General features: G+C 72.7%; 11 protein-coding genes. 8 read left to right on the top strand and 3 right to left on the bottom strand.

Annotation, left to right across the window (positions count from 1 at the left end):
* Positions 1-7: 7 nt before the first annotated feature.
* From NR792_RS37760 to NR792_RS37780, 5 genes are all read left to right on the top strand, one after another.
* The gene (locus NR792_RS37760; protein ID WP_375757530.1) at positions 8-877 is read left to right on the top strand and encodes a family 3 encapsulin nanocompartment shell protein; all 870 of its coding nucleotides are present in this window, start codon (positions 8-10) and stop codon (positions 875-877) included.
* Positions 877-1,872, top strand: coding sequence for a sulfotransferase (locus tag NR792_RS37765; protein WP_375757531.1), 996 nt, complete (start codon positions 877-879; stop codon positions 1,870-1,872). Before NR792_RS37760 ends, NR792_RS37765 begins: the two co-directional genes overlap by 1 nt.
* A gap of 1,094 nt (positions 1,873-2,966) precedes the next feature.
* Positions 2,967-3,743, top strand: coding sequence for an SDR family NAD(P)-dependent oxidoreductase (locus NR792_RS37770; protein ID WP_375757532.1), 777 nt, complete (start codon positions 2,967-2,969; stop codon positions 3,741-3,743).
* Complete coding sequence (locus tag NR792_RS37775) at positions 3,740-4,609, top strand: [LysW]-aminoadipate kinase (protein WP_375757533.1); 870 nt, start codon at positions 3,740-3,742, stop codon at positions 4,607-4,609. The genes NR792_RS37770 and NR792_RS37775 overlap by 4 nt, the downstream gene beginning before the upstream one ends.
* Positions 4,596-5,672 carry a M20/M25/M40 family metallo-hydrolase gene (locus tag NR792_RS37780; protein ID WP_375757534.1) on the top strand — a complete coding sequence of 359 codons (1,077 nt, stop codon included), beginning with the start codon at positions 4,596-4,598 and terminating at the stop codon, positions 5,670-5,672. The genes NR792_RS37775 and NR792_RS37780 overlap by 14 nt, the downstream gene beginning before the upstream one ends.
* A gap of 4 nt (positions 5,673-5,676) precedes the next feature.
* Here NR792_RS37780 and NR792_RS37785 read toward each other — a convergent pair whose 3' ends face one another.
* Complete coding sequence (locus tag NR792_RS37785; protein WP_375757535.1) at positions 5,677-6,915, bottom strand: MFS transporter; 1,239 nt, start codon at positions 6,913-6,915, stop codon at positions 5,677-5,679.
* A gap of 99 nt (positions 6,916-7,014) precedes the next feature.
* On the opposite strand from NR792_RS37785, the gene NR792_RS37790 reads away from it, so the two are divergent.
* Positions 7,015-7,935: an RluA family pseudouridine synthase gene (locus tag NR792_RS37790; RefSeq protein WP_375757536.1), complete on the top strand. Its 921-nt coding sequence runs from the start codon at positions 7,015-7,017 to the stop codon at positions 7,933-7,935.
* Positions 7,936-8,439: 504 nt separating this feature from the next.
* On the opposite strand, the gene NR792_RS37795 is transcribed toward NR792_RS37790, so the two are convergent.
* A complete protein-coding gene (locus NR792_RS37795; protein WP_375757537.1) occupies positions 8,440-8,736 on the bottom strand; it encodes a hypothetical protein in 297 nt (98 codons plus the stop codon).
* Positions 8,737-8,885: 149 nt separating this feature from the next.
* Here NR792_RS37795 and NR792_RS37800 point away from each other — a divergent pair, with 149 nt between their 5' ends.
* Together NR792_RS37800 and NR792_RS37805 are read left to right on the top strand one after the other, a co-directional pair.
* On the top strand, positions 8,886-9,935 hold the full coding sequence (locus NR792_RS37800) for a hypothetical protein (RefSeq protein ID WP_375757538.1): 1,050 nt from the start codon (positions 8,886-8,888) through the stop codon (positions 9,933-9,935).
* Between the two features lie 10 nt (positions 9,936-9,945).
* On the top strand, positions 9,946-10,464 hold the full coding sequence (locus NR792_RS37805) for a GNAT family N-acetyltransferase (RefSeq protein WP_375757539.1): 519 nt from the start codon (positions 9,946-9,948) through the stop codon (positions 10,462-10,464).
* An 8-nt stretch (positions 10,465-10,472) separates the two neighbouring features.
* Here NR792_RS37805 and NR792_RS37810 read toward each other — a convergent pair whose 3' ends face one another.
* Positions 10,473-14,390, bottom strand: coding sequence for a protein kinase (locus NR792_RS37810; RefSeq protein WP_375757540.1), 3,918 nt, complete (start codon positions 14,388-14,390; stop codon positions 10,473-10,475).
* Positions 14,391-14,615: the final 225 nt, after the last annotated feature.

Here is a 14,615-nt window from a genome sequence, read left to right on the forward strand (position 1 = left end):
TCACCCCATGAGCATCCTGAGCACGAAATCGAAGGCGGACGCGTCGCTGTCCCCCGGCGCGGCGTTCGCGGCTGCGGTCCAGAAGCACGGCACGCAGGCGCACGTGGACTACGACACGTCCATCGTGGACGCGTTCCCCGGCTTCAAGCGCCGTCCGCGCATCGCGGTGCGCGGCATGTTCAAGACGGCCAAGGCGGAGCGCGACCCCGTGCCCTTCTGGTACGAAACGCACCCGCAAGCGAAGCCCACCGGGCCGGTGCAGGACCTGGAGCTGCGGCCGGAAGCGGGCTTCGAGTTCCACCAGGACACGCAGGCGCTCAAGCCCACGCGCGCGTGGATTCAAGTGCCGCGCAACCTGCTGGAGGATTCGCAGTCGCTGGCGCAGTTCATCGACTTCCGGTTGCTGGTGCGGCTGAACACGGCGGAGAACCAGGCGCTGTGCATCGGCAAGGGCGGGGACGGCGTGCGGGGCCTCTTGCACACGCCGGGCATCGTGCGGCTGCCGGCGAAGAAGAACGCGGTGGCCTCGCTGCTCAACGCCTGCGCGCAGGTGGAGCAGATGGGCGGGTCCGCGGACGGCATCGTCATCAACTCGTTGGACTTCTACGAGCACCTGGTGGGCCAGCAGTCGCTCTTGTCGGACCTGGCGGCCATGGGCATCCGCCTGTGCCGCACGCGCATGGTGAACCCGGGCACCATCATCGTGGGGGACTTCACCGCCGCGGCGACGCTGTATGACAGCCAGCGCTCGGTCATCCGGTTCGCGGAGCCGCCGCCGGGCATCTTCCCGCGCGAGGGCCTGGCGGCCTACGGCGAGGTCTACACGACGCTCGCGGTGCACCTGCCCACCCACTTCTTCGTGGCGTCGCTGACCTGATGGCCACCGCGAGCGCGAAGGGCGAGGGCGCGTCGCTCACGGTCCTCTACATCACCGGCTGGTGCCGCAGCGGCAGCACCATCCTGGGCAACGTGCTCAACGAGGTGCCGGGGTTCTTCCACGTGGGGGAGCTGAGCTTCCTGTGGAAGAACGCGTACGGGAACGGCTCCAACACGCTGTGCGGCTGCGGCCAGCAGCTGTTGGAGTGCGGCATCTGGAACACGGTGCTGACCTCCGACGTGCCGGCGGGACTCACGCCCCGGGCGCACGCGGAAGCGGTGGTGAAGCGGCAGCAGGCCGCCGTCCGCACCCGGCACACGCTGCGCGTGCTGGACGAAGCGGGGGACTCGCAGACGCTCCAGGCGCACGCGGACTTCCTCGCGCGCACGTACCGCACCATCGCGCGGGCCACGGGGAGCACGGTGGTGGTGGACAGCGGGAAGTTCCCTTCCGAGGCGGCGCTGCTGCCGCGCGTGGAGGGCATCCGGCCGCTGTACCTGCACCTGGTGCGTGACCCGCGCGCGGTGACGCACTCGTGGACGAAGACGAAGCAGTACGTCGTCCCCATGTCGGCCGCGCGCAGCACGGCGTACTGGCTGGGCTTCAACGCCGCGTCGGAAGAGGTGACGCGCAGGTTCCCCGGCCAGTCGCTCTTCCTGCGCTACGAGGACTTCATCGCCGCGCCGGACCGAGCCGTGGACACGGTGCTGGACCTGGTGGGCGTGCCGCGCGCGCAGAACCCGGTGAAGGGCCGCACGGTGGTGCTGGGCAAGAACCACACCGTCACCGGCAACCCGGACCGCTTCCGCAGTGGACCCACGCTCCTTCGCGGCGAGGACGACGCGTGGAAGGGGGAGCTGGCCTCTGGAGCGAAGGCGCTCACCGTGGCGCTCGCGTGGCCGCTGATGGCGAAATACGGGTATTTCAGCGGCGCACGGCGCGCTCCAGTCGGAGGGGCGGCACCGGACGCGGCGGGTGTGGGAACCCGCCCCTGAGCCTTCGGACATGAATCCTGTCCCCATGGTTGAGAAGGCGGGAAACCTGCTGGGGCTCCGTCCGCGGCGCACCGCGCGAACCTGTCCGACAGTCGGACAGGTTTTGAAGCACGGGGGCAGGGGCCCGCCGCGCCACCCGAATCGCGAAAACCAGTCGGACACTCGGACAGGTCTTGAAGCACCGGGGCTGGGACCGTCGGTCCGGCCGAGCCGGGGAAACCTGTCGGACAGTCGGACAGGTTTGAAGCGTCGTGGCGGCGAGGGGCCGCAGGTCCAGCCGAGCCGAGGAAACCTGTCGGACAGTCGGACAGGTTTGAAGCGTCGGGGCGGTGAGGGGCCGCAGGTCCAGCCGAGCCGGGAAACCTGTCGGACAGTCGGACAGGTTTGGAGCCTGTGGCTGGGGGCTGCTGTTCCATCTGGGCTGCGGAAACCCGTCGGACAGGTTTGGCGCGCCGGGCGGGGGCTGCCGGTCCAACCGAGCAACGGGAGCCTGTCCGACAGTCGGACAGGTTTGGAGCCCGCGGCTGGGAACTGCTGGTCCGACCGAGCAACGGGAACCTGTCGGACAGTTGGACAGGTTTGGAGCCTGTGGCTGGGAGCTGCTGTTCCTACCGAGCAACGGGAACCTGTCGGACAGTCGGACAGGTTTGGAGCCTTTGGCTGGGGGCTGCTGTTCCGACCGAGCGGGAACCTGTCGGACAGTCGGACAGGTTTTGGAGAACCGGGGCGGTGGTGGGCCGCTGTCCCCACCGAGCGGGAACCTGTCGGACAGTCGGACAGGTTCGGGCAGTGCAGGTCCGGAGGTGGTCCGCATGCGGGGCCGGGGAGAGCCACCCCCCACGGTTGGGATGACGAAGGATGACCGGGCGGGACAGGCCTGGGGCGCGCCCCTGGTGAAGCGGGAAGGGGATGGGGTCTGGAGGGTGTCGCGACGCGTCAGCCGTTGGCTTGGGGCCTGACGGGTGTGGGTTGGTTCGTGGAGCGGATGTCATGCGGGTCCGGGCTGGAGTGCCTCGATCCGTGAAGGCGCGGTTCGGTGACGTGCGGTGTGCTTGCCCTTGTGCGGCGGTGCGCCAACTTCTGGAGGGACGCGGATGGAACTGGGACTCGCCAACAAGGTCGCGCTCGTCGCTGGAGGCTCCAGCGGGCTGGGGCTCGCCGTCGCGGAGGAGCTGGCGAAGGAAGGCGCGCACGTCGCCATCGGCGCCCGGGACACGGACCGGCTGGCCCAGGCCGAAGCGCGGCTCAAGGCCGTGGCGCGGGGCGGCCGCGTGCTGGCGACGCGCGTGGACGTGAAGGACGACGCGGACGTGCGCCGGTGGGTGGACGACGTGGTCGCGAAGCTGGGCGCGCTGCACGTCGTCGTCACCAACAGCGGTGGCCCTCCTCCGGGCCCGGCCTCCACCTTCGGCGTGGACGCGTACCGGAGCGCGACGGACGCGGTGCTCCTGCCGCCCATCTCCCTGGCGCTCGCGGCGCTGCCCCACCTCAAGAAGGCAGGGTGGGGACGGCTGCTGTTCATCACCTCGGAGACGGTGGTCCGGCCGGTGGCCCGCTTCGCGCTGTCCGGCTTCGCCCGCCTGGGCATCGTCGGCTTCTCCGCCGCGCTGGTGCAGGAGCTGGGCGACAGCGGCATCACCGTCAACGTGCTCGCGCCGGGCTACATGCGCACGCCACCCGTGGAGCGCACCGCCGGCAGCGCGGGAGACGTGGAGGCGGGGCTTCGCGCCATGGGCGCCCACATCCCGCTCAAGCGCGTGGGGCTTCCGGAGGAGTTCGCCGCCGCGGCGGTGTTCCTCGCCAGTGAACGCGCGTCCTTCATCACCGGCACCGTGCAGCTCGTGGACGGCGGTGCGAGCGTCATCGGATGAGCGCGAATCCCGCCACCCCATCCCGCCGCCCCGTCGTCGTGAAGATTGGCGGCGCGGCGGGCGTGGACCTGGAGAACGTCTGCGCGGACGTGGTGGAGCTCGTCCGCCAGGGCGAGCGCGTCGTCGTCGTCAATGGCGGCTCGGAGGCGGGTGAACGGCTCCTGGGCTCGCTGGGCCTGGCGCGTCCGGAGGCGACTACCGCGAACGGCAACGTCGTGCGCCTCACCTACGCGCCCACGCTGCGTGCGCTCACCATGGCGTGGGTGGGGGAGGTGAACAAGGCCGTGGTGCTGGCGCTGCTCGCGAAGGGCGTCACCGCGCTGGGGCTGTGCGGCGCGGACGGACGCGTGCTCACCGCGCGCAGGCGCCCGCCCCTCAAGCTGCAGGGCGCGGATGGACGGATGCGCATCGACCGCGAACACCTGGCCGGAGAGGTCTCGGTGGTGAACGCGGCGCTCCTGGGGACGCTCCTGGACGGCGGCTACGTGCCCGTCGTGTGTCCTCCGGCGGTGACGGAGGACGGCGTGCTTGTGAACGTGGACGCGGATCACGTGGCGTCGTCCATCGCGGCGGCGCTGGGCGCGAAGGCGCTGATCATCCTCTCCAACGTGCCGGGGCTGCTCGCGGATCCGAAGGACCCCACGACGCTGGTGCGCGCGAGCGACGACGTGGAGGGCTGCATGCCGCTCGCGGGCGGGCGCATGCGCTACAAGCTGGAGGCCGTGCGCCGGGCGCTGGAGGGCGGAGTCCCTGCCGCGTACGTGAGCGCGTCGCGCGTGGCGCGGCCGGTGTTCTCCGCGCTGGAGGAGGCGGGCGGCACGAAGTTCACCCTTCGGGACAAAGGCGGGGCGGATGCGGGTGCGTGAGCCGGGCGTCGACTTGTTGCGGTGGATGGTGGAGCAGTACAGCCCCAGCCACCAGGAGGCCTCCTTCGCGGGAGCGCTGGTGGAGCGGCTGGGCGCGCGCGGCTGGCGGGCGCACACCGACGCCGTGGGCAACGCCGTCGCCCGCTACGGGGACGGCGACACCGTCATCGCGTTCCTGGGCCACATCGATACCGTGCCCGGGGAGGTGCCCGTGCGGCTGGAGGGCCAGAAGCTCTACGGCCGGGGCGCGGTGGACGCCAAGGGCCCCCTGTGCGCGTTCATCGAAGCCGTGGAGCTGCTGGACGACGCCGAGCGCGCCGGCAAGCAGTTCCTGCTCCTGGGCTGCGTGGAGGAGGAGGTCGCCATCACTCGCGGCGCCCTGCACGTGCGCGAGCAGTACGCCCCGGACTTCGTCATCAACGGCGAGCCCAGCGGCGTGCACGCGGTGACCATCGGCTACAAGGGGCTCTTGCGCCTGGACCTGGAGCACCGCGCCAGCCGCCGCCACACCGCGAGCCGCGACTACCGCGCCGCCGCCGAGCACGTCATCGACGCGTGGAACGCGCTCAAGCGGCTGTGTGACGACTGGAACCGCGAGCGGCCGTCCCTCTTCGAGCAGAACCTGCCCTCCCTCAACGCCTTCCACACCGGCGCCACGGAGACGGAGGAGTGGGCCACGGCCGCGGTGAGCATCCGCACCGGCCCGTCCACGGACACGGAGGCCCTGCTCGCGGCGCTGGCCTCGGTGCCCACCGTGACGGTGCGCACCGTCGCGCGCAAGGACGCCGTGTCCACCCACGGCAACGACGCGCTCTCCCGCGTCTTCAAGCAGGCCATCCGCGAGCGCGGCGTGAAGCCCACGCTGCGCCTGAAGACAGGGACGTCCGACTGGAACACCGTGGCCTCCGCGTGGCGCGTGCCCACGGTGGCCTACGGCCCCGGCGACGCGGCGCTGGACCACACGCCGAACGAGCACATCGACCTGCCGGAGTACGAGGAGGGCGTCGCCATCCTCGCGCGCGTGCTGGCGCTCCTGCCGGTGAAGGCGCCCGCGGGGGGCTGAACGCTCAGGTGCCCAGCGCGGCCAGGCCCCGGGCGCGCAGGGTCCGCATCCCCACCACGATGCCGAAGAAGAGCAGCGCGCAGCCCGCGGTGATGGGCCGCACGCCCACGCGGTCCGACAGCGCGCCCTGGCCCCAGACGCCCAGGATGTAGCCCGCGTTCACCAGCAGCAGGAACAGGCTGCTCACGCGCGCCTGCAGCTCCGGCGGCGTGCGCGCCTGGCACACCGTCTTCAGGCCGGTGAAGGCCACGAGGTACACGGCCCCCAGGATGAACAGCGTCACCATGGCGACCGGCAGCGAGGGGGACAGCCAGTAGGCGGCGGAGCAAAGCCCCACGAGCAGCAGTGAGGATTCCAGGAAGGCCTGCCGCCCCATCCTCGCGGCGATGGCGCCGGAGCCGAACGCCGCGAGGACCGCGCCCGTCCCCTGCGCGGTGAGCAGCATGGACGTGGTGGTCGCGTCCCCGCCCAGCACCTTCAGGGCGAACACCGGCACCAGCCCCACGAAGGGGGAGATGAGCAGGCCCACCAGCGCCCCGGAGCCCAGCGCGAGCGCGATGCCCGGATCCGTCCACGCCAGGCGCACGCCCCGCATGATGCCGGCCCACAGCGCCTCCACCTTCGGAGGCACGGCGCTCGCCGCCGCGCCGCGCATCGCCGCGAGCGCCAGCAGCACGGCGAGGAAGGACAGGGTGTTGACGAAGAGCGCCCCGGCGATGCCCACCTTCGTCAGCACGAGCGCGGCCAGCACGGGGCCGATGATGCGGCCCAGGTTGAACTGCGCCGAGTCCAGGCTGAGCGCGTTGTGCAGGTCCTCCTTGGGCACGACGGCCACGGTGAGCGCCGTGGCACAGGGGATGACCAGCGTGCTGAAGGCGCCGTTGAGCAGCGAGATGGCCGCCACCCACGGCACGGACAGGTTCCCCGTGCCGGCCAGCACCGTGAGCAGCGCGGCCAGCAGCGCCTGCACGCACACGCACACGGCCATGAAGGTGCGCCGGTCGAAGCGGTCCGCGAGCGCGCCGCCCAGGGGCGCGAGCACCAGCGAGGGCAGGTGCGTCAGCGCCGCGACGCCGCCCGTCCAGGCGGCCTGGCCCGTCACCTGCGTGACGTAGACCCCCAGCGCGACGGACTCCATCCACGTGCCGATGTTGGACACGAGCGTGCCCAGCCAGAGCAGGGTGAAGTCGCGGTGGGACAGGGCCCGAGCAGAGCCTGAACGTAGAAACGGGAAGGTGGCCACGGAGGGCCCCTTTCTACTGCGCACCCCTGACGCATGCTCGGTGGGCGCACGCCTACACGGTGGTTGACTCCCTGCCTGCCTTGAGAGACGGGGAAAGGCATGACGCGGCACAAGGTTCTCGTGGTTCCCCGGGAGATTGCCGGCGAGCGGCTCGACCGGTTCCTCACGAAGCACGTCCCGGGCCTCACGCCGGAGCGGGCCCGCGCGCTGCTGGACGCGGGGCGCGTGCGCATCCGGGGCAAGAAGGCGCAGGCGACGCGCAAGCTGTGGGGTGGAGAGGAGCTCACGCTGGAGACGCCGGAGCCCCGGCCGTCGCCGCATGCGTCCGTGGAGGGCCCGGAACTGCCGGTGCTGTACGACGACGCGGCGCTCGTCATCGTGGCCAAGCCGCCGGGGCTGGTGGTGGAGCCGGAGGGGCGGGCGGCGTCGGTGGTGGGGCTGCTCGCGGCGCGGTGCCCGCCGTTCGACGTGGAGGGCGTGGCCCAGCCGGGCGTGGTGCACCGGCTGGACCGCGAGACGAGCGGCTGTCTGGCATTGGCCCGGACGGATGACGCGGTGGCGGCGCTCCTGAAGGCGTTCCAGGAGAAGCGCGTGGACAAGCGCTACCAGACGCTGGTGCTGGGACGGCCGCCGGACACCGGAAGGCTGGAGGGGCCGTACGCGAGGGACCCGAAGGATCCGCGCCGCTTCACCACCCGCGTTCCCTCCGCCCGGCGCGCGGCGCTGACGTTCACGGTGCGCGAGCGGTTCCGGGAGGGGGCGCTCCTGGACATCGATTTGGACACGGGGCGCACGCATCAGATCCGCGTGCAGCTGTCGGAGGCCGGGTTCCCGGTGCTGGGGGATTCGCTCTACGGCACGGAGGAGGCGCGCAAGCACCCGGCGGCGCTCGCGGTGGGGCGTCAGGCCCTGCACGCGTGGCGGCTGGAGGTGCCGTCCTCCGCGACGGGCCGGGTCGTCCAGGTGGAGTCGCCGCTGCCGGAGGACTTCCTGCGCGGGCTGGCCGTGCTGCGCGGGTGAGAGGGTTTCCAGGGAAAGCTGTTGCCACCTTGGGGAGGAAGTGACTGCGCGCCCTGAGTCCGGCGGTTCGCGGTGGCCCACTCACCGGGCGCCGTCTTGCGGAAGGCCCGCGGGGAGCAGCCCTTCAAAGGCAGGCATTGGAGGAATGACATACACGCATCCCTCCCAGCCTACCGACGAGGCCATCGAGTATTACTTCACGCCGCTGGTCCGCTTGGCGCGAGGCAAGGCCCAGGTGCACGCGTATACGCTGGGCCTGGAGCTGAACGCGCTCGCGGGCATCGGGCCCGCGCTCCAGTGCAGCCAGGTGCCGGCTCGCATCGTCTGGGGCACCGGCGACACGAGCTGCTCTGCCTCCAGCGCTGACTCCCTCGACCGGACGCCGGGCAACTCCCGTGGCGTGCGGCGCGTGCCCGTGCCCGGCGCTTCTTCCCCGAGGAATCTCCCGACCTCATCGCGGAAGAAGCGCGCCGGCTGTGGGGTGTGGCTGCTCGCTGAGGGCCGCTACTCGCGGCGGAGGCCGGAGTCGTCTTCGTCCTCGGACTGGGGCTCGGCGGGCTCCAGCCGGGCCTGCCGCTCACTGGCCTCCCAGGCCGCGTCGGCGTCACCGGCGTGCACTCGGGCCGCGGCCTGGTCGTCCTGGTCGCCAGTCCACGTGGTGTGGCCTCCCGCGAAGCCCTCCAGGGGACGGGCGCCGCGCTTCGACTCCACCTCCAGGTCCTTCTGCTCCAGCTCGCGCAGCCGCTCGCGCTCCTGTTCGCGCTCGTGCTCGTGCTGCTTCTCCAGAATCTTGTCCGCCATGATCCCATCACCTCCTGCCCTCAAGGTGGGGGCGGCCGGCCTGGGATGGCAGGGGGGAGCGGGCAGTCCCTGCATGGCCGCAAGGCAGGCGTGCGGTCGGCTACGCTCCGGGCGCCCGTGCTGGCCGGGCATCACGAGGAGCGCGGAGCATGCACCCGGGAGTCTCCATCGTCGCGGACGACACCCGGAGCTGGGGGCTGGAGACCCCTGGCCCCGGACTGCTGCTGCACGTGCCCGCCAGGGGCCGCTGGGCACAACGGCCCGCCCTGCACCTGGATGCCACCGCGGACTACCGCATCCGCGTGCGCGGCGTGGGCGTGACGCTGCTGTGGACCCGCATCGACGCGTACTGGGACCGCGCCATCTTCCTCCGGGGCACGTGGCCCCCTCCGGAACTCCTGCCGCCGTTGTCCGCGCCCGAGGTCCGGTCCGTGGAGGCCGCCTCCGGCTCCGAGGCCTGGTGGGAGCAGTGGAGCTGGCGGCTGGCGCGGGCGCTCGTGGAGGCTCCGCTGCCGGTGCTCCACGCCGGGCACTGGTGTCTGCGCCCCGTGCGCGCCATCCCCGCGGAGAAGGCGGAGCGGCACCCCGTCTCCCCCATGGAGTGGGGCTTCGGTCAGCCTCCCATGCCGCCGCACTCGCTGGCCGCCGTGACGGATCCAGGGTACCCCTTCGCGTGGAAGGAGGACTGGTGGGAGAACACGCCCGGACAACGGCCGGGCGCCGTGCTCGGGCTTCGCCCGCCCGTGCCCCCTGATTTCGGGCGCGTGAAGAGCTGGCGCAAGCACGCGAGGGACGGGACGTTGCCGCCCGCGCTGCTGATGTACGTGGACATCCTGGCGAAGTGGCTGGTGCTGGATGGCCACAATCGGCTTCACGCGGCACTGCTCGAAGGCGTGGAGCCGCCGCTGCTGGGCTTGTGGCCGTTCATCGACCCGCCGCGCCCCGCGAACGCCGTCCGCGAGGAGGGCGCCCTGTTCAGCGCGGACTTCCAGCTGCGCGCCGGAGCGACGCCGGAGACCGTCGACCGCGTCAACCGCATGCTGGTGCTCAACTTCACCCCCGGCCCGAAGGGGACCGTGTCGCGCGCCTGGCCGATCCCGGGAGGACGGGAGACGTGGCGCGAGGAGATCACCGCCCGGCGCCACAGGGCCGGCAAGGCCCCCGCGCTGGACGACCTGGAGTGGGCCTGGCTCACGTAGACTGCGCGGCATGATGCAGGACTTCGAACGCACGACCACCGAACGGCTGCTGCTGCGCGCCGTCCGCGAGCCCGACCTGGAGGCCGTCTATGCCCTCCACTCGGATCCGGCGACGAACCAGTACAGCCGCCGCGGCTACATGGAGACGCGGGAGGACGCGCGGCGCATCCTGGATGTCTGGCTGGAGGACTGGGCGCGCGACGGCGTGGGCTACTGGCTGGTGGAGCGGCTGGACGCGCCCGGCGTCGTCGTGGGCCTGGGCGGCGTGCGCCACAAGGAGCTGGAGGGCCAGCGCGTGCTGAACCTCGCCTACCGCTTCACGCCCGAGACCTGGGGCTCCGGCTTCGCGACGGAGGTGTCCCGCGTCGCGCTGGCGCTCGCGGCCCGGCACCTGCCGCACGTTCCCCTGGTGGCCATCATCCACCCGAACAACGTCGCGTCCATCCGCGTGGCGGAGCGGCTGGGGATGCGCCTGGACCGCCACGTCACCGAGGACGGCATCGCGAACCGCGTGTATGTGATTGGCTGAGCGCCCGCTCAACGCGGGTCGAACGAAGCACAGACGCGCACGCCGCTGCGGACGTCCCGCGCGGTCGCGTCACCGGGGGACAGGTCGGCGCTCGCCGCGACGAACGAGTCGTAATACCAGGAGCCTCCCCGGAGCACGACGCTGCCGAACTCCGGCGTCACGGAGCGCGTGAGCTCGTAGGCGTTGCCCGCCATGTCCTGAAGCCCGAACGGGCTCACCGACGCGGGGTGTGTTCCCACCGCGTCCGGGCCGAAGGCCAGCGGCCGCCGGTCATACGTCGCGTCGATGTTGGCGTCGTCCGGCTGGAGCTGGTCTCCGTGGGGATAGCGCCGTCCGTCCGCGCCCCGGGCCGCGTACTCCCATTCATGCTGGCCGCACAGCCGCGCTCCCGGCAGCCGCTTCGTCCGGTGGAGCCAGTAGAAGTAGCCCTCCAGGTCCTGCGCGGACACGCCGGACAGCGGGAGCTGCTTCCAGTCCACGCTCGCGTGCCGGGTGCGCTCCGCGTAGAGCAGGGGCTCGCCTTCCTTCGCGGTGCGGAACTCCTCGCGGGTGCGGTGGAAGGTGAAGACCCAGCCCGTGCCCTGCTTCCACCGCAGCGTGATGGTGCCTCCGTCGCCGAAGTGCGGCTGCTCCAGGACCCGCCTCGCGGGCGCGTCCGGAGGCAGGTCCTCCAGGTAGGTCAGCCAGTCGCCGAACGTCACCTCGTGGCGGCCCACCAGGTAGCCGCCGGTGAGGCAGTAGCGATGCATCGGCGGGCTGAAGGTGAAGCGGCGCACCACCTCCGGCTCGGCGCTGCCCAGCAGGAAGCACCCCGGCGGGATGTAGACGTACCCCTCGGGCACCTGCGTGGGGAGCGCCAGGCGCAGCGCCTCCCGGGAGCCGTGCGTGAGGAACACCGGGACGTCCACGGGCACGCGTCCCGGCTGCGTGACGTGGACCAGGTAGGAGCCTTCCGGGAGGACGAAGCGCGAGGTGCCGGTGTCCGGCAGGGGCTCGCGGCGGAACGGCCCCTCGCTCCGGACGACGCGCGAGAGGGACACGCGGGCGCCGGGCGGAAGGCTCTCGAACGTCAGCTCCGCGGGCTCCTGGAACCGCCGCAGCCAGGCCGCGCCCTCCTTGGAGGCGTCCACCTCCTGCTCCAGGCGCTGCAGCCAGGCGTCGCGCTCGTGGCGCTGGTGGAAGGCTTCCGCCAGCAGCACCCGCTCGGACAGGACCGCGGCGATGAGCCGGCGCGTGTCGGAGTGGTGGCGGTCCCGGTCCAGGCTCCGCTCCAGGCTCCGGCTGGCGCGGGTGAAGGCCGCTTCCGCCTGGTCGCGCAGCGCGAGCGTTTCCGTCCACCGCTTCTCCGCGGCGCTGCGAAGCCCCGTGGCATCCGTCGCGGTCTCCGGGCCCAGGGAGGAGGGCGCCCGGCCGTCGAACATCGCCAGCGACTCCTCGCGGCTCGCGAGCGCCCGGGCGGCGAGGGTGCGGCCCGAGGCCAGCGCCTCCTTCGCGGTGCCCAGCTCCGCGGCGATGAAGCGCGAGTCCTCCAGGTACGCCTGGAGCCGCAGGCCGCCGTAGGACGCGAGGACTGCCAGCGCGAGCACGAGCGCGGTGAGCCCCCGTCCCCAGCGCGCGCGCCGCACGGCCCGGTGGGATGCGCTCAGGAAGGCCTGCTCCCGGGAGCCCAGGGTGGCGGGCTCCAAGAGCCGCACTTCATCCAGCTGGCGCTGACCCCAGAGGGCCTCGCTGGCGCGGCGCAGGCGGTCCCACTCCGCGCTGGCCGCCTCCACGCGCTTGCGCAGCACGCGGTGCCCGATGTCGTCGTCCAGCCAGTCGCGCAGCGTGCCCCAGCTGCGGATGAGCGACTCGTGGGCGATCTCCCAGCGCGGCAGGCCGTTCACGGTGCGCGTGTGCAGGAGCCGCCCTTCGACGAGCACGCGCAGCGCCGCGCGGGAGACTTCATCCGAGGCGTCGGCGAGGTCCTCCGCGCCACGCTCGATGCGCGTGCCCTCCGCCGTCACCAGCTGGAGCAGCAGCCGCCGCGCCGCCGCGTGCTCCGCCGGGCTCATGCGCGCGAGCACGCCGTCCGCGTGCCGGGACAGCGCTCCGGCCACGCCGCCCATCGCCTCCAGCGCCGAGCGCGTGATGCGGCCCCCGGCGGAGTCGCGGCGCTCCCACAGCTCCGCGAGCGCGAACTGGAGCAGCGGAAGGCTGCCCACGCCATGCGCCGTGGAGGCGACGAGCGTCTGCACCAGCTCCGGTGACTCGAAGGCCACGCCCCGCGCGCGCGCCGGGCCGATGATGGCCTCGCGCACGCCCTCCGGAGACAGGGGCCGGAGGATGTAGAGCGCCCGCTCCGCCTCGTCCCCCAGGCCCGGGAGCGCGCACAGGCGCGTGAGGAAGTCGCCGCGCACCGCCAGCAGCACGCGCACGCCCGGGGACGGCAGGGCCAGCTCTCCCAGGAGCCGCGCGAAGTGCGCGGCCTGCCCCGGGTCGGAGAGGGTGAGCAGCTCCTCCAGTTGGTCGATGAAGAGCAGCAGCCCCCGCCCGCGCCCATGCGTCTCGCGCAGCGCCTGCCCCAGCCAGGCCGGCGTGTCCGTGAGGGCGGTGACGAGCTCCGCCTCCCTGCGCCCCAGCACCGGCGCGAGCGCGGCGGCCAGCGCTTCAATCGGGCGGTGGCCGGGCCACAGCGTGAGGACGTGCGGCTCGCGTCCGTCGCCCAGGTCTCCGGCCGCCACCCGGGGCAGCACCCCCGCGCGGCACAGCGAGGACTTGCCCGTGCCGGAGTCACCCGCGACGAGGACCAGCGGGCGCGTGCGCAGGCGCTCCAGCACGGCGCGGATGTCGCCCTCGCGTCCGAAGAAGAGCGCCCGGTGCTCGGCCGCGAACGGCGCCAGGCCGCGATAGGGATTGCCGGCGCCGAGCGGCGCGGGCGCGATGGAGCGCTCCAGCTGCTCCAGCGCCTCGCTCAGCGCCTCCGCCGAGGCGAAGCGCTCGTGCGGATCCACCGCGAGGCAGCGCAGGATGATGGCGGCGAAGTCCGGGTCCACCTCCGGGCCCAGCGGGGCGCGGGGGGGCGTGTCCTCGGGCCGGCGCGAGGCGCGGCGGGGCACCTGACCCGTGCACAGCTCGTGGAGGATGAGGCCCAGCGCGTACAGGTCGCTGCGGGCGCTCGCGGGACCTCCGGCGAGCACCTCCGGCGCCATGTAGGGCAGGGTGCCCACGAGCAGCGGCGAGCCGGACGCCAGCTCCGCGCCCACCTCGAAGCGCTCGGCGAGGCCGAAGTCGAGCAGCTTCACCTCGCCCTCGCGCGTGACGAGCGCGTTGGAGGGCTTCAGGTCGCGGTGGAGGACGCCCTGGCGGTGCGCCGCCGCCAGCCCCCGCGCCAGGCCCACGCCCAGGGACAGCACCCGCCGCCACGGCACCGGCAGGGGCAATTCCGCGAGCGTCTCCCCGACGACGTACTCGGAGACGATGTACGGATGGCCGTCCACCGTGCCCACGCTGAACACGCTGACGATGTTCGCGTGCTGCAGCCGCGCGAGCGCCCGGGCCTCGGTGGTGAACAGGTCGCGGAAGCGCTCATCCGGCTGCGCCGCCGCCATGAACTTCACCGCCACGCGCCGGTCCAGTGACGTGTCGTGCGCGAGGTAGACGATGCCCATGCCCCCCCGGCCCAGCGGGCGCTCCAGGCGGAACGCATCGAACGACGGCGGCGGCGTCCAGGGCGTCGGATCCGGCGGCAGGCTGTCCGTCTCGCGCTCCCGCGGGTCGTCCACCTCCGAGCGCTGGATGCCGGGCGTGAGCGTGGCCAGCAGGCCGCGGCACTCCGCGCACCCGGCGGCATGGCGGTGCACCTGCGCCAGCGCCTCGTCCGTCAGCTGGTCCTCGAGGAGCTCGACCAGGACCTCGTCGGTCAGACAGCTGGAAGGGGTCGCGATCACGGGGGCAGGGCCTTCACGCTAACCCCCTTCAGGCAGGTTGGGTAAGGGCCTGACGTGTTCCGTCGCCGAAGCGCTGGACGGCGCGGCAACTGGCGGAGCGGCGGAGGTCGCGCGCCAGCTGGGCGTCAGCGAGGACTCCGTGCGCCGTTGGGGCAGTCCACGCGGGGTGAAGGCGAGGCCGTGCTTGGAAGAACGTCACCTCGGGCAATCCGTTGCCACGGCGAC

This window comes from Corallococcus exercitus, from assembly GCF_042231735.1.
Lineage (GTDB): Bacteria > Myxococcota > Myxococcia > Myxococcales > Myxococcaceae > Corallococcus > Corallococcus exercitus_B.